This is a genomic window from Azoarcus sp. DD4 (assembly GCF_006496635.1).
Classification (GTDB): domain Bacteria; phylum Pseudomonadota; class Gammaproteobacteria; order Burkholderiales; family Rhodocyclaceae; genus Azoarcus.
The window spans coordinates 2,458,314-2,478,095 of record NZ_CP022958.1; the positions used below are offsets into that span (position 1 = coordinate 2,458,314).

The window sequence follows — 19,782 nt, forward strand, 5'->3', positions numbered from 1 at the left end:
TCAAGAAGAGCCGGTCTTACCACCTCTGGAGATTCCGTCATGAAACAGCTCGGCAAATATCTATCCGCATTTTTCCTGGCCCTCACGCTGCTGACGGCGGTGGGCTGCTCGTCCACCCCGAAACAGGAAGGGACCGGCGAATACATCGACGACAGCGTCATCACCTCGAAGGTGAAGGCGGCCATCCTGGGCGAAGCCTCGCTGAAAGTCGCCGAGATCAACGTCGAGACCTTCAAGGGCGTGGTGCAGTTGAGCGGCTTCGTGAATTCGCAGGCCGACATCAACAAGGCGGTCGAGGTCGCGCGCGGCGTGCGCGGCGTGAAGTCGGTGAAGAACGACATGCGGCTCAAGTGATCGCAGGCCGGCCACGCGCGGGCAGCATCCGCGCCGCGGCCGGTCCGTTGCCTGGGGCCGGCGCGTTATTCGCGGCCGGCTCCGTGGTCTTGTCTACAGCCAGTATTCCGCGAGCCGCGCCGCCCATTCCTTGAGGCGCAGCAGCAGCGGGCGGCGCTCCCAGCGTTCGAGGTCCACTTCGTCCGATTCCGCCAGGTCGCGGGCGAACATCGCATCCATCTGTCGCGCGAAATCGCGGCCCACGATCGCCGCATTCAATTCGTCGTTGTGCAGGAAGCTGCGCCAGTCCAGGTTGGTCGAACCGATCGTCGACCACACGCCGTCGATCGAGGCGGTCTTCGAATGCATGACCGCGTGGCTCCGCTCGTAGATCCTGACGCCCGCGCGCAGCAGTTCCTCGTAGTGCGAGCGCCCGGCATGGAATACCACCCAGGCGTCGGTCTGGCCGGGCAGGATCAGGCGCACGTCGACACCGCGCCGGGCCGCGTCGGTCAAGGTATCGAGCAGTTGCGGATCGGGGGCGAAATAGGCGTTGGTCAGATACACCCTTTGCTCGGCGCTGGCGATGGCCGACAACAGCGTGAGATAGATCAGGCTGTGCGGATCGGCCGAGGCGCTGCCGATGGCGCGCACGATCTCGTCGCCCTGTTTCTCCAGCCGCGGAAAGTAGGTTCTCGCGGCCAGTGGCGTGCCCTTCTGCCTGGTCCAGGTTTCGATGAAGAGTTGCTGGAAGCGGGCTACGACCGGCCCTTCGAGCTGCAGATGGGTGTCGCGCCAGCCGACCGCCTGGGTGCGCTTCTTCGGGCTGGGGCGGCGCGCTGAACCGCTGGAATACGACTCGCTGATGTTGATGCCGCCGATGAAGGCCGTGCGGCCGTCGACCACGAGCAGCTTGCGATGGTCGCGGTTGTTGAGCAGCCATTCCGCCTTGTTGCCGGCCAGCGGATTGACCGGATTGAACTCGAGCACCGCAATGCCGCCGCTGCGCAGGCGTTCGAAGAATGCGGGGGGCGTGTCGAGGCAGCCGACGCTGTCGTAGATCAGGTTCACCTGTACGCCGGCGGCCTGTCGTTCCAGCAGCAGGTCGGCGAACTGCCTGCCGATCCCGTCGTCCTCGAAGATGTAGGTTTCCAGGTTGATGTGATCTTTGGCGCCGCGTATGGCAGCGAACATGGCCGCGTAGGTGGCGGGCCCGTCCTGCAGCAGTATCAGCCGGTTGCCCAGGTCCAGCGGGATGTCGGCGTTGATCGCCTGTTCCACCGCCAGGTGCTTGTCGAGGATGTCGATGTCGCCCGACCTGCGCTTGAGCTCATCCATGATCGCCGCCGCCCGGCGCGTGGAAACGGGCCCGCGTGCGCTGTCGAACTCGACCGGCCGCGCAGGGCGCATCTGTAACTCGCGCGCCGCATCGGGGAGGCTGGCGCAGCCGAGGCCGAGCTGCAGGGCGCAGGCGAGCGCCGCCGTGCGCATGATCGTCGTTGTCCGGACGCCGGGCCGGCGGCGTGCGGCTGCGCCAGGGGAGTGCGACCGGTTCGGGGTGGGCATGGGTGCGCTCTCCGGCAATCAGGGTTCCTGCGACAGCGCATCGTCGACGAAGCGCAGCAGCGCGGCGAGCACCGTCAGCAACACCGGGCCGATGATGATGCCGATGATGCCGAAGGCCGATACGCCACCGATGACGCCGACGAAGACGGCGAGCATCGACACCGGCTCCTGGCGCGCAATCAGGAAGGGCCGCAGCAGGTTGTCCGAGAGGGAGACGCAGCTGCCCCAGATCAGCATGAAGATCGCCCAGCCCCATTGCGAATCGGCGGCCAGGAAAAGCACCGCCGGTATCCAGACGAGCGCGGCACCGCCAAAGGGCAGCAGCGCCAGCAACGCCGCCAGCACGCCGAACACCACCGCCGACGGCAGCCCGGCGATGGCGAAACCGATTCCCACCAGCGTTCCCTGGGCGAGGGCGGTCAGGCCGGTGCCGTAGACCACGGCGCGCGTCGTGCTGCCGATCAGTTTGAGCAGCGCTGCCTTGCGCTGCGCCTCCATCGGCACCAGGCGCACGGCGCGGCCGAGCATCCCGGGCCCGTCGCGCAGCAGGAAGAAGAGCAGGAACAGCATCATGAAGAAGTGCACGACGGTGCCGAGCGCCCCGAGGACGAAGTTCCCGCCGCCGGCCGCCAGCGTCTGCGCCAGCATCTTGGCGCCACCGATCAGCCAGTCCTGCAGCTGCTCGGTGGTGGCGGTGAGGTTCTGGCGCAGCCATTCGACCACGCCACCGATGAAGGGGTACTGCTCCAGCTGCGCGAGCAGCTGGCCGTCGAAGCGCAGCTCCTCCTCCTGCAGCCGCGTCACCAGCTCCGCGACCTGATTCGCGAAGGCCACGCCGAGGCTCACCAGCGGGCCGGCGAGCACGGCGGGCACCAGCACGGTGATGATCCCGGCCGCCAAATCGGCGCGCCCCTTCAGCCTGCGCATCAGTGCGCGATGCGCCGGCGCGAGCAGGAAGGCGAGGCAGATGCCCCACGCGAGTGCACCCCAGAACGGCGCCAGCATCCAGTAAAGCGCAAGCGCGAAGAGCGCCGTGACGACCATCAGGAAGACCTTGCGATAGACGTCCACGCCCGCTCCTTGCGCATGTCCGAGATAAGGAAGCGTACGCCTGCAGGCGCGTGCGGTCGGTGCGCTTGCGCACCAAACAGGTCCGCCCGCCGGCCGGCCTATGTCTGGCAGCGCACAGACCCGCTCGGCGGCCGCGACTAGGGTGTGCTGCTGCAAGCCCTTATCCCTTCCCATCGTCCCGCACCGCATCCGGGCAACAAGGACATGCCGAATTGAATGCCCCCATGCCGCTCTCCGCCTACCTGCAAGCGCTGACGACCCGGCTTCGTCGCGGCGGCGCGCGGCCGGCTTTGTCCGACGAGGAACTGCCGCTGCGCTCGGAGCTCTTCAGCGCGGACCAGATGGAAGGGCACGGGCGCACGCTGGCGAGCACGCACCGGCTGGCGTCGGCGCGCGCGCCCGATCCGCTGCTGGCGCGGCTGGCCGACAACGAAGACGCTCTGGTAAGCGTGTGCGGCCTGCTGACCGCGGCGGTCAGCGAGAATCGCCGCATCACGCCGGCCGGCGACTGGCTGCTCGACAACTTCTATCTCATCGAAGAGCAGATCCGCACCGCGCGGCGGCACCTGCCCAAGGGCTACAACCGGGAGCTGCCGCGCCTCGAGGGCGGTGCATCGGGCGAGCTGGCCGGTCGGCCGCGGGTGTACGACATCGCGCTCGAGGCGATCTCGCACGGCGACGGCCGGGTGGATATCGAAAGCCTCAGCCGCTTCGTCGTCGCCTACCAGACGGTGACGCCGCTCAAGCTCGGCGAGCTGTGGGCGATCCCCATCATGCTGCGGCTGGCGGTGATCGAGAACCTGCGCCGCGTCGGCATGCGCATCGCCGCCGGTTGCGGCGAGCGCGACCTCGCCGCCGCCTGGGCCGGGCAGATGCTGGAGACGGCCGAGCACGATCCCAAGAGCCTGATCCTGGTGATCGCCGACATGGCGCGCTCGAACCCGCCCATGGTCAGCGCCTTCGTCGCCGAGCTGGCGCGCAGCCTGCAGGGGCGCGGGCCGGCGCTGGCCTTGCCGCTGAGCTGGATAGAACAGCGGCTGTCGGAGTCCAGCCTGACGATAGAGCACATGGTGCAGCTGGAAAGCCAGCTGCAGGCGGCCGACCAGGTTTCGGTGAGCAACAGCATCGGCAGCCTGCGGGTGCTGGGTGCGATCGACTGGCGCGACTTCGTCGAATCGATGAGCGTGGTCGAGCACACCCTGCGCGAGGACCCTGCCGGCGTCTACCCCGCGATGGATTTCGCCACCCGCGACCGCTACCGGCATGTGGTCGAACGCCTGGCGAAGTCGAGCCCGCTGTCGGAGGGCGAGGTCGCCCGCAAAGCAATCGCGCTGGCCGGCGAGGGCGCCGCCGACCGCAGCGGTCACGTTGGCTACTACCTGATCGACAAGGGATTGCCGCAACTCGCGCAGGCGGCCGGGGTCCGCCGTTCCGGCGCCGACGCCCTGCGCGCCTGGGCGGGCCGCCATCCGCTGGGGCTGTACCTGGGCGCGATCGCGCTCATCACCGCGACGGTCGGCGGCGCGCTGCTCATGGAGCTGCCCGCTGCCGGCAGCGTGCGGGTGCCGCTCGCCATCCTCGCGCTGCTGGCGGCCAGCCAGCTGGCGGTGGCGCTGGCGAACTGGCTGGCGACGGTGCTGGTGATGCCGCAGCCGCTGCCCCGGCTGGACTTCTCCTCCGGCATTCCAGCGCAGTCGCGCACCCTGGTGGTGATCCCGACCATGCTGGCCAGCGCCGAGGGCGTCGAGGATCTGGTGGAGGCGCTGGAAGTGCGCTTCCTCGCCAACCAGGACGACAACCTGTATTTCGGCCTGCTGACCGATCTGCTCGACGCACCGCAGGAGACGCTGCCGGAGGACGGGCCGCTGGTGGCGCTGGCGCGGACCCGCATCGCGGCGCTGAACGAGAAGTACGGCGGTGTCGGTATCCGCAGCGCCGGCGACATCTTCTTCCTCTTCCACCGGGCACGGCGCTGGAACCCGCAGGAGAGGGTGTGGATGGGGCAGGAGCGCAAGCGCGGCAAGCTGGCGGCGCTCAATGCGCTGCTGCGCAGCGGGGTGCGCGACGGCTTTGCGGAGATCACCGGCGATGCCGCCACCCTCATGGGCGTGAGCTACGTCATCACCCTGGACACCGATACCCAGCTGCCGCGCGACGCCGCGCGCCAGTTCGTCGGCGCCATGGCGCACCCGCTCAACCGCCCGCGCTACGATCCGGCGCGAGGGCTGGTGGTCGAGGGCTACGGCATCCTGCAGCCCTGCGTGGCGGTCAGCCTGCCGGGCACCAACCGCTCGCACTACGCGCGGCTCTATGGCGGCGAGCCCGGCATCGATCCCTATACGCGCGCAGTTTCGAATGTCTATCAGGACGTGTTCGGCGAAGGCTCCTTCATCGGCAAGGGCATCTACGATGTCGAGGCCTTCGAGCAGGCGCTCGGCGACCGCTTCCCGGACAACCGCATCCTCAGCCACGACCTGCTGGAGGGCTGCTACGCGCGCGCCGGCCTGCTGAGCGACGTGACCCTGTTCGAGGATTACCCGGCGCGTTACTGCGTCGACGTCAGCCGCCGCCACCGCTGGATCCGCGGCGACTGGCAGCTGGCCGGCTGGCTGCTGCGCCATGTGCCGTGCAATTGCGCCGGCGAGGGCAAGCATCGCCAGCGCAACCCGTTGTCGACGCTGTCGCAATGGAAGCTGATCGACAACCTGCGGCGCAGCCTCGTTCCGGCCGCGCTGACGCTGCTGTTGCTGGCGGGCTGGGCGATGTCGCCGTCGCCCTGGCTGTGGACGCTGTCGGTGATCGGCATCCTGCTGCTACCGCGCCTGGGCGCCACTTTGTTCGAGCTGCTGCGCAAACCGGCCGAGGTCCGGCTGCGCCAGCATCTTGCCGGCACCGAACGTTCGCTGCGCCGGCATCTGCTGCAGACCGCGTTCGAATTCGCCTGTCTGCCCTACGAGGCGTATTTCAGCCTGGATGCCATCGTGCGCACCGTCTGGCGGATGCGCGTGACTCGTCGCGGCCTGCTCGAATGGCGGCCGTCGAGCGAGGTCGAGCGCGACCTGAGCCGCCGCGGCCGCAGCGAACTCGCTACCAGCCTGCGCGCGATGTGGAGCGCGCCCGCCGTCGGCGCCGGCGCGGCGCTGCTGCTGGCGCTGGCGCAGCCCGCGGCGCTGGTGGCGGCGGCGCCGGTGCTGCTGCTGTGGTTCGTGTCGCCGGCGATCGCATGGTGGATCAGCCGTCCGCTGGCGCGCCGCGAGGCGAGGCTGAGCACGGCGCAGACGCAGTTCCTGCGCCGGATTGCGCGCCGGACCTGGGCCTTCTTCGACACCTTCGTCGGGGCCGACGACCACTGGCTGCCGCCGGACAACTACCAGGAGTACCGCGTCGCCTCGGTGGCGCACCGTACCTCGCCGACCAACATCGGCATGGCGCTGCTGGCCAACCTCTCTGCCTACGACTTCGGCTACATCACCGCCGGACGACTCGTCGAACGCAGCGCCAACACCTTGCGCACGATGGACGGGCTGGCGCGCCACCACGGCCACTTCTACAACTGGTACGACACCCAGACCCTGCAGCCGCTGCCGCCCCTGTACGTGTCAACGGTCGACAGCGGCAACCTCGCCGGCCATCTGCTGACCTTGCGGGCCGGTCTGCTCGCGCTGGCCGATGAGCGGATACTCGCGCCGCAGTTCTTCGCCGGCCTCGGCGACACCCTGGGCATCCTCCGCGAGCTGGCCGACGGCGCGGCGGCACAGGCGCTGGCGGCGTTCGGCGAGGCGCTGGAGGCGGCCGCGCTGGCACCGCCGGACAGCCTCGCCGCCGCGCACGCGAGCCTGCTGCGCCTGCGCGACGGCGCGGCCGCGCTGGCTGCCGCATTCGTGGTGGAGCGCGCGGCCAGCGTCAGCAGGGAGACGGCGCCGGCCAACGAAGCCGGCGAGTGGGCGCAGGCCCTGTCCCGCCAGTGCGGCGAGGCGCTGGACGAGCTGCACCTGCTGGCGCCTGCGCTGTCGCTGGCAGATTCGCCAGCCGGTCGCGCCGGGCTGCCGACCCTGCGTCAACTGGCGGCACGCGATGCGGACGCCAGCACCCCGGCCGGCGCGCGGCTGGCGGCGATCGAAGGCCTCGCGGCGCAGTGCGCCGAGTTCGCGCGCATGCGCTACGACTTCCTCTACGACCGCAATCGGCACCTGCTGTGCATCGGCTTCAACGTGACCGAGTGCCGCGCCGACGCCAGCTACTACGATCTGCTCGCATCGGAAGCGCGCCTGAGCAGCTTCGTGGGGATCGCGCAGGGCGAACTGCCGCAGGAGAACTGGTTCGCGCTCGGCCGCCTGCTCACCAGCAATGGCGGCGACGCGGTGCTGCTGTCGTGGAGCGGCTCGATGTTCGAGTACTTGATGCCGCTGCTGGTGATGCCGAGCTACGAGCACACCCTGCTCGACCAGACCTGCCGCGCGGCGGTCGCGCGGCAGATCGAATACGGGCGCCAGCGCGGTGTCCCCTGGGGCATTTCCGAATCCGGCTACAACACGGTGGATGTGCACCTCAACTACCAGTACCGCGCCTTCGGCGTGCCGGGCCTGGGGCTCAAGCGCGGGCTGGCGGAGGACCTGGTCGTTGCGCCCTACGCCTCGGCGCTGGCCCTGATGGTGGCGCCGGAAGCGGCCTGCCTGAACCTGCAGCGGCTCGCCGCCGAGGGCTTCGTCGGCCGTTTCGGCTTTTTCGAGGCCATCGACTACACGCCGGCGCGACAGCGGCGCGGCCAGACGCGGGTGGTGGTGCGCTCCTTCATGGCTCACCACCAGGGCATGAGCCTGCTCGCGCTCGCCTACCTGCTGCTGGACCGCCCGATGCAGCGGCGCTTCGAGTCGGACCGGCAGTTCCAGTCCGTCATGCTGCTGCTGCAGGAGCGCGTTCCCAAGGCGGCGATCCTGTTCTCGCACACCGCCCAGTTGTCCGACGTGCGGGCCGGTGCGGCGGCCGAGCAGGCGCCGATCCGGGTGTTCGGCAATGCGGATACGCCCATCCCCGAGGTGCAGTTGTTGTCCAACGGCCGCTACCACGTGATGGTCACCAACGCCGGGGGCGGCTACAGCCGGTGGCGGGATCTGGCGATCACCCGCTGGCGCGAAGACGGCACCCGCGACAACTGGGGCAGTTTCTGCTACGTCCGCGACGTGCGCAGCGGACAGTTCTGGTCGACCGCTTATCAACCCACGCTCAAGTCGCCGCTCAGCTATGAGGCGGTGTTTTCCGAGGGGCGCGCCGAATTCCGCCGCAGCGACGCGCCGGATGGCGACGCCGGTGATGGCGGCGTCGAAACCTATACCGAGATCGTCGTCTCGCCCGAGGACGACATCGAGCTGCGCCGGGTGCGCATCACCAACCGCACGCAGCAGCGCCGCGAGATCGACCTCACCAGCTATGCCGAAGCGGTGATTGCGCCGCCGGCCACGGATGCGCTGCACCCGGCCTTCAGCAACCTGTTCGTGCAGACCGAGATCCTGCCGGCGCAGCATGCCATCCTGTGCCGGCGCCGGCCGCGCTCGCGCGGCGAACAGCCGCCCTGGCTGCTGCACCTGATGGCGGTGCATGGCGCGGAAACCCGTGCCGTGTCGTTCGAAACCGACCGCGCGCGCTTCATCGGCCGCGGCAGAAACGCCGCCGCGCCGGCGGCGATGCTCGATCCGGCACCGCTGTCGGGCAGCGCCGGGCCGGTGCTGGACCCTGTCGTCGCGATCCGCGTCGCCTGCGTGCTCGATCCGGAGCAGACGGTCACGGTCGACATCGTGTCGGGCATCGCCGACAGCCGCGAGATGGCGGTGTGCCTGGTCGACAAGTACCACGACCGCCACCTGGCCGACCGCGTCTTCGATCTGACCTGGACGCACAGCCAGGTGGTGCTGCAGCAGCTCAATGCCAGCGAGGCCGACGCCCAGCTCCACGCCCGTCTCGCCAGCGCCGTGCTCTACGCCCACCCCTCGCTGCGTGCCGAGGCCGCGGTGCTGCTGGGCAACCGGCGCGGGCAGTCGGGCCTGTGGGGCTACGCCATCTCCGGCGATCTGCCCATCGTGCTGCTGCAGGTCAGGGACGCCGCCAACATCGAACTGGTGCGCCAGCTCGTGCAGGCCCACGCCTACTGGCGGCTCAAGGGCCTGGCGGTGGATCTGGTGATCTGGAACGAGGAGCACGCCGGCTACCGGCAACGCCTGCACGAGCAGATCATGGGCTTGATCGCCTCGGGCATCGAAGCCAGCGTGATCGACCGGCCGGGCGGCATCTTCGTGCGCCTGGCCGAGCAGATCTCCAGCGAGGACCGCATCCTGCTGCAAGCGGCGGCGCGTGCCGTCCTCACCGACGGCCGCGGCACCCTGGCCGAGCAGCTCGACCGGCGCAATTTTGCCGAACCGCGCACGCCGCCCTTTGCGCCGGGCCGCGCCGGCCCGTTCGGCCTCGCGCCGGCAGCCTTGCCGCCGCGCGAGCCGGCGTGGCCGACCTTGATGCTCGCCAACGGCCTGGGCGGCTTCCGCCCCGATGGCAGCGAATACGTGGTGGTGCTCGAAGCCGGCCGCACGACGCCGGCGCCGTGGTCCAACGTGCTGGCCAACCCGGACTTCGGCACGGTGATCTCCGAGAGCGGCGCCGCCTACACCTGGAGCGAGAACGCCCACGAGTTCCGCCTGACGCCCTGGCACAACGACCCGGTGAGCGACCCCGGCGGGGAGGCGCTCTATCTGCGCGACGAGGACAGCGGCGAAGTGTGGTCGCCCACGCCGCTGCCGATGCGCGGAGAGGCCGCCTGTACCATCCGCCACGGCTTCGGCTACAGCGTGTTCGAGATGCAGCACGACGGCATCGCGACCGAGCTGTGGGTCTATGTCGCGATCGACGCCGCCATCAAGTTCTCGGTGCTGAAGGTGAGGAACGAATCGGGCCGCCTGCGCCGGCTTTCCGCCACCGGCTATGTGGAGTGGGTGCTCGGCGACCTGCGGCCGAAATCGGCCATGCATGTGGTGACCGAGATCGCGCCCCAGAGCGGTGCGCTCCAGGCCCGTAACCCCTACAACACCGAGTTCGCCGAGCGGGTGGCCTTCTTCGATGTGGATGAGGCCGGGCGCAGCCTGAGCGGCGATCGCGGCGAATTCCTCGGGCGCAACGGCACGCCGGACGATCCGGCGGCACTGAAACGCGCGCGCCTGTCCGGCAAGGTGGGCGCGGGGCTCGATCCGTGCGCCGCGATCCAGGTGTATTTCGACTTCGACGACGGCCAGGCGCGCGAGATCGTCTTCCGGCTTGGCGTCGGCCGCGACAGCGGGGACGCCGGCCGGCTGCTGCAGCGTTTCCGCGGGCCGGCGGCGGCGCGCGCCGCGCTCGATGCCGTAAGGCGCTACTGGCGCGATACGCTGGGCGCGGTGCAGGTCGACACCCCCGACCCGGCGGTGAATGTGCTGGCCAACGGCTGGCTGGTGTACCAGACCCTGGCGTGCCGGCTGTGGGCGCGCAGTGGTTACTACCAGTCCGGCGGAGCCTTCGGTTTTCGCGACCAGCTGCAGGACGTCATGGCTCTGGTCCATACCCGGCCCGGCCTGGTGCGAGATCACCTGCTGCGCTGCGCCGGTCGCCAGTTCCTCGAGGGCGACGTGCAGCACTGGTGGCATCCGCCGGCCGGTCGGGGCGTGCGCACCCATTGTTCGGACGACTACCTGTGGCTGCCGCTGGCGGTGTGCCGCTACGTGACGAGCACCGGCGACACCGCCGTGCTGGACGAGCCGGCGGGCTTTCTCGAAGGCCGCCCGGTCAATCCGGAGGAGGACTCCTACTACGATCTGCCCGGCCATTCCGCCGAGGTGGCCAGCCTGTACCAGCACTGCGTGCGTGCCATCCTGCGCAGCCTGCAGTTCGGCCGGCACGGCCTGCCGCTGATCGGCTCCGGCGACTGGAACGACGGCATGAATCTGGTCGGAATTCAGGGCAAGGGCGAGAGCGTGTGGCTCGGCTTCTTCCTGTGCGAAGTGCTGCGCGTCTTCACCGAGGTGGCGCAGCGCCATGGCGACAGCGCCTTCGCCCAGCGCTGCCGCGATGAGGCCGAGCGGCTGCGCGCCGACATCGAGCGGCATGGCTGGGACGGCGGCTGGTATCGCCGCGCCTACTTCGACGATGGCGCGGTGCTCGGTTCGGCGAGCAATGCCGAATGCCGCATCGACTCGATCTCGCAAAGCTGGTCGGTGCTGTCCGGCGCGGGCGGCGCGGCACGTGCGCGCATGGCGATGAACGCGGTCGATGCGCACCTGGTACGCCGCGACGATGGGCTGATGCAACTGCTCGATCCGCCTTTCGACAGCGCCGACCTCGACCCCGGTTACATTCGCGGCTATGTGCCGGGCGTGCGCGAAAACGGCGGTCAGTACACCCATGCGGCGGTATGGGCGGCGATGGCCTTCGCCGCGCTGGGGGAGGGCGAGCGCGCCTGGCGCCTGTTCGACCTGATCAACCCGGTGAACCATGGGCTGTCCGCGGCCGGCGTTGCCACCTACAAGGTCGAACCCTATGTCGCCGCGGCCGATGTCTATGCGCTGGCGCCGCACATCGGCCGTGGCGGCTGGACCTGGTACACCGGCTCGGCCGGCTGGATGTACCGCCTCATCGTCGAGTCGCTGCTGGGCCTGCGGCGTGTTGGGGACACCCTGCAACTGCAGCCCTGCCTGCCCGCGGCCTGGGCGGGGTGCGGGATCCGTTACCGTTACGGGGAGACGCCTTACCGCATCACGATTTCGCAAACGCGCGACGGCGACGGCGGGCTGCGAGCCGTGTCGGTGAGGCTTGATGGCATTCCATGTACCGGGGCGGAGGTTCTTCTGGTCGATGACCGCCGGGAACATGAAGTCGAGGTGACGGTATGCCTGGCAAACGAACCGCAGGCCACCGGCAACAGGCAGCAGACCACGTAGCGAGGTGAGGCTGATCGGCGACATGAAATGGCCGACAACGCCGCGTCGCTTTGCCATCCTGAAACAGGCCGACGCAGCAGCAACGAGCAGCCGGCACGGAGACTGGCACCCCTGAACCGAACCATGACCGATCTTCACGACGAACCTTCGACGCCCGTCCAGCTACCTTGGGTTCGATCGACCGGGTAGCGCCGCCGTTCGCCAGATTTCTGTACATCGAGGCGGCTGACGGTGCGATCCTGCTGCTGTTCGCCGTCGCGGCCCTGATTCTGCCCAAATCGCCGCGGGCCGGGCGTTTCCCGGCTTCTGGGCTGCCCGGCTCGAACGCCGGTTTGGCGATCTCGCGTTCGGCCGCGCCTTGCGTGCTTGGGCTTGGGATACATGTTGGTTAAAGTCCCGTTTACTGCTCCAAACTGAACGGAATGAGTGCATTGCGCTCATCCGGTTTTTTCTTTGGGTCGCGATCCGCATGAGCCCGCTCTCCATTCCCTTGCCGCGCGATGCTGTCCTGCCCGATTACGGCGACGGCGGCGTGTTCGCACTGGCACGCGGCATACGCAACTGGCTCAATGTCCGCGACGTGGCGCCGCCCTTTGTCCCCCCGGGCGGTTCCGGCGTCGTGGTGCTGTTGGTGATCGACGGTCTGGGCGACATGCTCCTGCATCGTTTTGCCGACCGCAGCAGTGTCTTGCTCGCCCATCGCGCCCGGCGGCTGACTTCCGTGTTTCCGAGTACGACGGCAAGTGCGGTCACTTCGCTGCTCACCGGTCTGTCGCCTGCGGAGCACGGCTTGACCGGCTGGCATATCCACGACCGGCGCTTTGGTGGCGTGCTTGCACCCTTACCGCTGCACCGTCGCGGCGGTGGCTCCCTGCATGGCGCCTTCCTGCTGCAACGACTTTTTCCCTATGCGTCCATGCACGCCCGGGCCTTGCGCCCGTCGGTGATGGTGTCGCCCGAGGACATCGCCTTTTCACCCTTTTCGCTCCGCCATGCGCGCGGGGCCCGCATCCGGCCGTACCACGGGCTGGCTCAACTGGCGGGTGCGATCGAAGACGAGGTCGGCCTGCTCAAGGCAACGGGTGGGCTGGTGCACGCTTACTACGCCACTTTCGACGGGGTCTGCCATCGGTACGGTTGCCACTCGGACGAGGCCCGCAGGCGCTTCGTTGCGCTGGATGTGTTCTTCGCCGACGTGCTGGATCGTCTGGCTGGAAGTGGGGCGGACATCATCGTGACGGCAGACCATGGCTTCATCGATGCCCCGGACGAGAAACGCATACGGCTGGAACGCCATCCCGCTTTCCAGTCCATGCTTGCATCCCCCTTGTTTGGCGAGCGCAGGACGGCGTTCTGTAATGTGCGGCCCGGGGCCGAGGCCGACGTGGCCACGTATGCGCGCGAGCATTTCGCCGGCAAGGCCGTGTTGCTGCCGTCCGAGCGACTGCTGCGCGCCGGGCTGTTCGGACCGGGGCGCATGCATCGCCGCCTGCCGGAGCGGGTCGGCACGCACGCCCTGCTGCTGGAGGCGGGGTGGACGATCAGCGACCGGGTGGCCGGCGAGGTGCCACCGACGATGATAGGTGTCCACGGAGGCTTGTCCCCCGACGAAATGTGGGTGCCGCTGATTCAGGCACGCGCCTGAAGCGTCCTGTCATTGTCCGGTCACCTCGCGATCATCGTCGCGTCACGGCCGCTGCCTAAGCTCGCGCCTGTCTTTAGCGGAGCGCCTCGGTATGTCGGGAACAAGGAAAGCCATCGTAGCTGCCGGCTGGCTGTGCCGCAGCACGCTACAGAACGTGGTCGGAGGGCGTACGCTCGCACAGGTGGCGACGACGGAATGGCTGGAGAAGCTCTCCGGCCCCTTGTGCTTTGTGGTCGAGGCCTGTCCGGAGGCGCTGACGCTGGCCGTCGAACCGCCGCGCTGAGGGTTTTCAGTGCAGATCGTCTTCCGGCGGCACGGGGAGCACCATGATGCCTTCCTCTATCAGCTCGCCAAGCTCGTCGCGTGAAGCGGCGCCGCGAATACTGCGGGTCCCGGTCTCGCCGTAATGCATGCGCCGCGCCTCGTCGGGAAAGCGGTCGCCGACGTCCTCGGCCTTGCGTGCCGCCTGGCGCAACACGGACTTCAGCATCTCCACTGCGGCGGCCGGGAGCGGGGCCTCGGCCGCCGGAGTGGAGTTGCTCGCCGGTGCGGGAAGTTCGCGGGCTGCGCTGCGTGTTTGCACATAGGGCGCGCTGGGAAGGCGCTGGATCTTGCCGGTACCGCAAACCGGACAGCTCAACAGCCCGCTTGCGCATTGGCTGTCGAAGGCGTCGGTTGATGCGAACCAGCCTTCGAAGCGATGGTCGCGCTCGCAGCAAAGGTCCATGACGATCAAGATGGTCTGCCTGAGATAGGGGGGCGGGGCGGTTGTTCCATGGACAGGACGCGTCGAGGATGGTGCCGGGACGAGACTCGAAAAATCACTACATCCTTCAATGCATGTCCAGGATTGCGAATGCAATTTTCTCGAGGTTCCACAATAGCTACCGTCACTGCCCTAGTTTGACGCGCCCTTAGGATAACACCCGATCCTTCTCCGGCCATCGGCTGCAAACCCTCCGAATTGCCCGACGACGCCGGCCTTTGAGGTCAGGCGGGGTAGGGTTCGTTACGGATCCAGCGGGCAATGGCTCGTTCAACCGCCTGGTCGAGCATGAGTTGCTCCCGCAAGCAGAGCGAGCGGATATTGTTGGCGGTTTTCTTCGCGAGGTTTTCAGGTGAGTCGTCGTCTCGTCCAAAAACGTGGCTTCGGAAAAGAAGTCCTCGCAATATCCACGTGACATCGGCACGGCTGATGACGTGCCCGGCCGTTCGCATCTGATCGCGAACCCGCTTTCCGGTGTCGTTCAGCTCGAATTCGGAGGCGGCGACGTCGCCGGCGATGTGTTGGAAAAGCGCTTGGTAGGTGGGGGGCGGGAGTAGCGGGGCACCGGTTGCGTCGTGGATCTGAGTCGCCAGGGGCAACAGGTCTTCGTTGCTGCCCCAAGAGGCAGGCCCCGTTCTGATTGTGGGCTCCACGGCGGGCGCGGCCGCGTTCCCATGACGTGAAGGATCGTAGCAACGGCCACCCGAACCGCTCCAGTCGAACCGCAGTGGTGCGAGATCGAGCGATTCGACAAACCGCCGGAATGAGCCGGTGCCATTCCAGTCGGCTGTCATGCCAGCGTTACGTGCCATCAGTATCTGGGCGAGACGCGCACAGGGTACCGGTTCGGGGGAGCGGGCCACTTCTTGCTTGATGAGGTCAGGGAGCTCGCCCAGGGTAGTCGGAGCAGCTTCGGTTGCTGCGACTGTCGGGCGGTGGCGTTTAGGGTCAAAAATGGCACCGCCGCCGTTCCAGTCTATCGACACGGCATCCGGGGCCCAGCTTTCGACGAGTTTCCGAAAGCTGCCGAAACCTGCCCACGACTCGGCATCGATGCCCCCGACCTGACTCAGGATCGTGGATGCAATCCGTGCGAGTGGAATCGGTTCGTTCGAATCGGCAACCATGCGCAAGGTGACTTCGCATGCCGCATGGGCAAGTGCTTGCTGCCTGGAAGGTGAGGCGACCGGCTCCTGGCTTGTCTTCGCAGCAGCAGTACTGCTTTCGTCCGCGCGATAGCCAAGGGCATCCCGTACAAAGGTGTCGACGTCGATCAGGAGATCCGCGGAGGCGCGGTAAGCTGCCGAGGGGAAGCCGATCGCGAGGACGGTCGTCCGGCGGTCCCAACGGCGCAGCTTGCGCAGGACCGGGGTGAAGTCCGCATCGGCCGAGAAGATGATGAACTCGTCGTAGTGCGCTTCATGCTGCAGGAGGTCGATCGTATCGAGCACCATGTGGATGTCGGTGCTCGTTTTTCCTTCGCTGGTCAGCGCGGGGCAATCGATGATCTCGAACCCTGCCAGGTTGAACGACCAGCGAAACCGCTGGTAGGCCTGCGGGTTGAGGTAGCAGCGACGCACGAGAATGCGCCGCTTGGCGTTTGCGGGTGCGTCGTCTGGGGTCCCGAGTGACGAGATGAGCCACTGCAGCCAGTCCTGCGGACGCTGGGCAAACTGATCGGCCAGCTTGGGATCGAGCTTTCGCAGGCCCGAGTAAACATTGTCAAAGTCGACGAAGAGAGCGCTTTTCAAAATGATGTCCGTCGTTTTTCCGGTTCGGACAGCATAGCAGGGTGGGTTGGTGACGCCGCGCGCCGTTCCCGTGTCGTTGTCGAAGTGCTGGAAACGGGATTCAGCCGCCCTCCTTCAGTCGCTGCATGGCCAGGGCCAGTTCGGGTAGCGAACGGAAGTGCATCTTGTTCATGACGTTGTGGCGGTGCACCTTGATCGTGCTTTCCGAAACGCCCAGTTCGTAGGCAATGACCTTGTTCGGCCGACCCTGCGTGACCATGGCCAGGACCTCCTTCTCGCGCGGCGTCAGCTGCTCGTAGCGGGCCTGCAGTTCGGCGCTTTCCAGCTTCTTGTGGAATTCGCTGCTGACGCGTGACAGTGCGGCGGTGATGGCGTTGAGCAGGGCGAAGTCCTCGAACGGCTTCTTGAGGAAATCGATGGCCCCGGCCTTCATCGCGCGCACGGCATCAGGCACGTCGCCGTGGCCGGTGATGAAGATGATGGGCGGTTGCCAGCCGCGGCGCGTCAGTTCGTCCTGCAGCGCGAGTCCGTCGAGTCCGGGCATGCGGACGTCGAGTACCACGCAGGAGAAGTCCTTGAGCCGTTCGAGCGCCAGGAAATCCAGCGGCGAGGCGAAGACCTCGACCTGCATGCCTTCGGCGCGGATCAGGCTGCTCAGGGATTCGCGGATGGAAATGTCGTCGTCGACGACGTAGACCGTTGGCGAGAGGGAAGCTGTCGCATTCATGGCGAACTCACGGGAAGACAGAAGGCGAAGCGCGAGCCCTCGGCGCCGGTGGCGTCGAGCCACAGTGAACCACCATGGTGCTCGATGATCGATTTGCTGATCGCCAGTCCCATGCCCAGACCATCGCTCTTGGTCGAGCAGAAGGCTTCGAAGATGGTGTTGGCCATGTCGGCGGGGATGCCTGGCCCGCTGTCCTCGACGGTGAACAGCAGGCCGCAGGCCGGGTTTTCCCGGACGTCGACGACGATGCGACGGGGCCGCCCCTCCTGCTGGCGCATGGCATCGACGGCGTTGACCAGCAGGTTGAGGATGACCTGCTGCAGCTGCACCTGATCGCCGAGCAGGTCGGGCAAGACCGGCGCCAGGCGAAGCTCGATGGCGACGCCGGCTTCGTCGAGCGTCCGCCGCAGCATCTGCAGCAGGGCATCGATCATGCCGGGGACGTCTACCCGCTCGCGTTTCAGCCCTTCCTTCTTGAGAAAGCCGCGAATGCGGGTGATCACGTTGCCGGCGTGCGCGGCATCGCGATGCACGCGTTGCAGCGCCGCCACCACTTCGGGATAGTCGGGCTCGTCACGCTCCAGCCAGCGCAGTGCGGCGTGGCTGTTGGTGACGATGGCGGCCAGCGGCTGATTGACCTCGTGGGCGATGGAGGCGACCAGTTCGCCCATCGTGGTCAGCCGCGAAACGCGCGCCAGGTCGGCCTGGGTCTTGGCCAGCGCGTCCTCGGCGCTTTTCTGGGCGCTGAGGTCCTCGACGATGACGGCGATGCGCGGCCCTTCGCGGTCGACCGCCGGGATCACCGAGGCGCAGACCTTGGCCCAAAGGTAGCTGCCGTCGCGCCGCTCGTAGCGTTTCTGCACCTGGTAGCTGCCGCGCCGCCCTTCGAGCAGGCTGTACACGTTGTCGCGCGTGCTGGCGCGCTGCGAGGCCTCGCTGATGTCGACCAGCGATACGTCGAGAATCTCCTGCGGGCCGTAGCCGAGCATCTGCTGCAGCGCCGGGTTGGCCTTCATGATCTTGCCGTCGGCGTCGACCAGCGCAATGCCGACCGCTGTGTTCTCGTAGAAGCCCTGCCAGCGGCGCTCGGAAATCTGCAAGGCGCGCAGGCCTTCCTGCAGCGACTTGCGGCTTGCGATCAGGCCGTTGGTCAGCTCGGTGATGTCGGAAGCCTGCGAGTTGAGCTCCTTCTGCAGGATATCGACGGTGCGCTTGACGGTGATCAGGTTGCGCACACGCGCTCGCAGCTCCTGCGGCGAGAAGGGTTTGGTCAGGTAATCCTGGACGAATTCTTCGAGCAGGGTCTGGCGCAGCGCATCGTCGGCGCGGGCGGAGAGCACCAGCACCGGCACGTGCGAGATCTGCCGCCGGCGCAGTTCGTGGACGAAACGCTCGCCGTCCATCTGCGGCATCATCAGGTCGGTGATGATCAGGTCGGGTGGATCGGCGCAGGCGAGGGCGAGCGCCTGGGCGCCGTGCTCCGCCAGTGTCACGCGGTAGTCGTCGGCGAGCACGTCGTGGAGAAACTGGCGCAGGTCGGGATTGTCCTCGGCAACAAGGATGCGCGCATGCGCGGCGTTCTCCGGCAGCTTAGGCGCATCGGCCGGGGGCAGCGCTTCCAGCGGCTCGATGACCGGCTGCCAGATGTTGTCGCGGGCGCGGACGAAGGAACCTGCCGGAGCACGTAGCGGCAACTCGACCTGGAACAGGGCGCCATGCTCGGGCGCGTCGAGCAGCGTGATCGTGCCGTGGTGCAAGACCACGAATTCCTTGACGATGTTGAGTCCCAGGCCGCTGCCCTTGGCCGAATGCTCGTCGGCACCCTGGGCGTAGCGGTCGAAGATCGACGCCTTCAGACTGTCGGGTACGCCGGGGCCGCTGTCCTGGACGCTGATCAGTACGCGCTCGCCGGGCCGGCGCTCGAATGAGCAGCGAATGCGCCCGCCGTGAGGCGTGAACTTGAAGGCGTTGGACAACAGATTGGTTACCACGCGGATGAACTTGGCCCGGTCGACATCGGCGTAGAGCTCGCTTTCGCCGGCGAAGGACAGGGCGATGCCGCGCTCGTCGGCCGCCGCCTCGAAGCTGTCGGCCACCGCACGGACGAGGGCGACGATATCGGCGCAGACATACACCAGCGGCATCTCTCCGGCATCGATGCGGGCCAGATCGAGCAGGTCGTTGACCTGTTCGAGCAAGGCCTGGGCGTTGCGCTTGATGGTGAGCAGTCGGAAGCGCTCGCGTTCGGCCAGGTCGCCGGAAGACTGCAGCAGCTGGTTGACCGGGCCGAGGATCAGGGTCAGCGGCGTGCGCAGTTCGTGGCTGACGTTGGCGAAGAACTTGGTCTTGAAGCCGTCGATCTCGCGCAGTTTCTCCAGCGCCGCATGGACCTCGTTGTTGCGCCGGGTCAATTCGGCCTCGATGGCGATCTTTTCCGAGATGTTGCGCCCTTCCGGCAGCAGGAAGGCGACACGGCCGCTGTCGTCGAAGATCGGGGTCAGCGAGAAGTCGACGACGATGGTCTGCCGGCCGCGGGACTCGCCGTAGATCTCGATGTCGCAGCGCACGAAGCGCCCGGCCGCCGCCTCCTCGACCATGCTGCGGACGCGCGCCCGCGTTGCCTCCGACAGTGCCCACCAGCGCGCATCCCAGAAGGGCTTGCCGACGACTTCGTCGAGGGCCACGCCGGCGCCGTCGAGCGCCGCCTGGTTGATCTCGATGACCTTACCCTCGATGTCGAGCAGGCCGAGGAACTGGTACATCGAATCGAGGATGATGCGGGCGAGCTTCTGCCGCCGGACATCCAGCGGATCGTCGGCGAGGAGTTCGACGCCCTTCACGGCCGTACTCCGCTCGCCGGGGCTGTTGCCTGAGTTGGTTTCCATGAATGCACTACAGGAACTGACGAACTCGGAGCATCCGATACCCGGCGAACAAAAGCGAGGCGAACCTCGCTCGAAGAGCACCAAACA

General features: G+C 67.6%; 10 protein-coding genes. 4 read left to right on the forward strand and 6 right to left on the reverse strand.

What is annotated here, in order from left to right; genetic code table 11:
* The first annotated feature begins 39 nt into the window (after positions 1–39).
* The gene (locus CJ010_RS11495; RefSeq protein ID WP_141018160.1) at positions 40–354 is read left to right on the forward strand and encodes a BON domain-containing protein; all 315 of its coding nucleotides are present in this window, start codon (positions 40–42) and stop codon (positions 352–354) included.
* A gap of 93 nt (positions 355–447) precedes the next feature.
* On the opposite strand, the gene cls is transcribed toward CJ010_RS11495, so the two are convergent.
* Positions 448–1,899 carry a cardiolipin synthase gene (cls, locus tag CJ010_RS11500; protein ID WP_240794570.1) on the reverse strand — a complete coding sequence of 484 codons (1,452 nt, stop codon included), beginning with the start codon at positions 1,897–1,899 and terminating at the stop codon, positions 448–450.
* A gap of 18 nt (positions 1,900–1,917) precedes the next feature.
* Complete coding sequence (locus CJ010_RS11505) at positions 1,918–2,970, reverse strand: AI-2E family transporter (protein WP_141018161.1); 1,053 nt, start codon at positions 2,968–2,970, stop codon at positions 1,918–1,920.
* A gap of 212 nt (positions 2,971–3,182) precedes the next feature.
* On the opposite strand from CJ010_RS11505, the gene CJ010_RS11510 reads away from it, so the two are divergent.
* From CJ010_RS11510 to CJ010_RS11520, 3 genes are all read left to right on the forward strand, one after another.
* Positions 3,183–11,921: a GH36-type glycosyl hydrolase domain-containing protein gene (locus CJ010_RS11510; protein WP_371415696.1), complete on the forward strand. Its 8,739-nt coding sequence runs from the start codon at positions 3,183–3,185 to the stop codon at positions 11,919–11,921.
* 358 nt (positions 11,922–12,279) lie between these two features.
* Positions 12,280–13,566 (forward strand): alkaline phosphatase family protein, encoded by a 1,287-nt coding sequence (locus CJ010_RS11515; RefSeq protein WP_371415697.1) that lies wholly within the window; start codon positions 12,280–12,282, stop codon positions 13,564–13,566.
* 91 nt (positions 13,567–13,657) lie between these two features.
* Positions 13,658–13,849 carry a hypothetical protein gene (locus CJ010_RS11520; protein WP_141018162.1) on the forward strand — a complete coding sequence of 64 codons (192 nt, stop codon included), beginning with the start codon at positions 13,658–13,660 and terminating at the stop codon, positions 13,847–13,849.
* Positions 13,850–13,855: 6 nt separating this feature from the next.
* On the opposite strand, the gene CJ010_RS11525 is transcribed toward CJ010_RS11520, so the two are convergent.
* From CJ010_RS11525 to CJ010_RS11540, 4 genes are all read right to left on the reverse strand, one after another.
* Positions 13,856–14,302 (reverse strand): DUF1178 family protein, encoded by a 447-nt coding sequence (locus CJ010_RS11525; protein WP_141018163.1) that lies wholly within the window; start codon positions 14,300–14,302, stop codon positions 13,856–13,858.
* Between the two features lie 254 nt (positions 14,303–14,556).
* On the reverse strand, positions 14,557–16,083 hold the full coding sequence (locus CJ010_RS11530) for an NYN domain-containing protein (protein WP_141018164.1): 1,527 nt from the start codon (positions 16,081–16,083) through the stop codon (positions 14,557–14,559).
* 100 nt (positions 16,084–16,183) lie between these two features.
* Positions 16,184–16,810, reverse strand: a complete 627-nt coding sequence (locus CJ010_RS11535; protein ID WP_141018165.1) for a response regulator transcription factor — start codon at positions 16,808–16,810, stop codon at positions 16,184–16,186.
* Positions 16,807–19,695 carry an ATP-binding protein gene (locus tag CJ010_RS11540; RefSeq protein ID WP_240794571.1) on the reverse strand — a complete coding sequence of 963 codons (2,889 nt, stop codon included), beginning with the start codon at positions 19,693–19,695 and terminating at the stop codon, positions 16,807–16,809. The genes CJ010_RS11535 and CJ010_RS11540 overlap by 4 nt, the downstream gene beginning before the upstream one ends.
* Between the last annotated feature and the right edge of the window lie 87 nt (positions 19,696–19,782).

Coding starts and splice junctions, on each gene's coding strand:
- CJ010_RS11495 (WP_141018160.1), top strand. CDS start 40: ATGAAACAGCTCGGCAAATATCTATCCGCATTTTTCCTGGCCCTCACG.
- cls (WP_240794570.1), bottom strand. CDS start 1,899: ATGCCCACCCCGAACCGGTCGCACTCCCCTGGCGCAGCCGCACGCCGC.
- CJ010_RS11520 (WP_141018162.1), top strand. CDS start 13,658: ATGTCGGGAACAAGGAAAGCCATCGTAGCTGCCGGCTGGCTGTGCCGC.
- CJ010_RS11535 (WP_141018165.1), bottom strand. CDS start 16,810: ATGAATGCGACAGCTTCCCTCTCGCCAACGGTCTACGTCGTCGACGAC.
- CJ010_RS11540 (WP_240794571.1), bottom strand. CDS start 19,695: ATGGAAACCAACTCAGGCAACAGCCCCGGCGAGCGGAGTACGGCCGTG.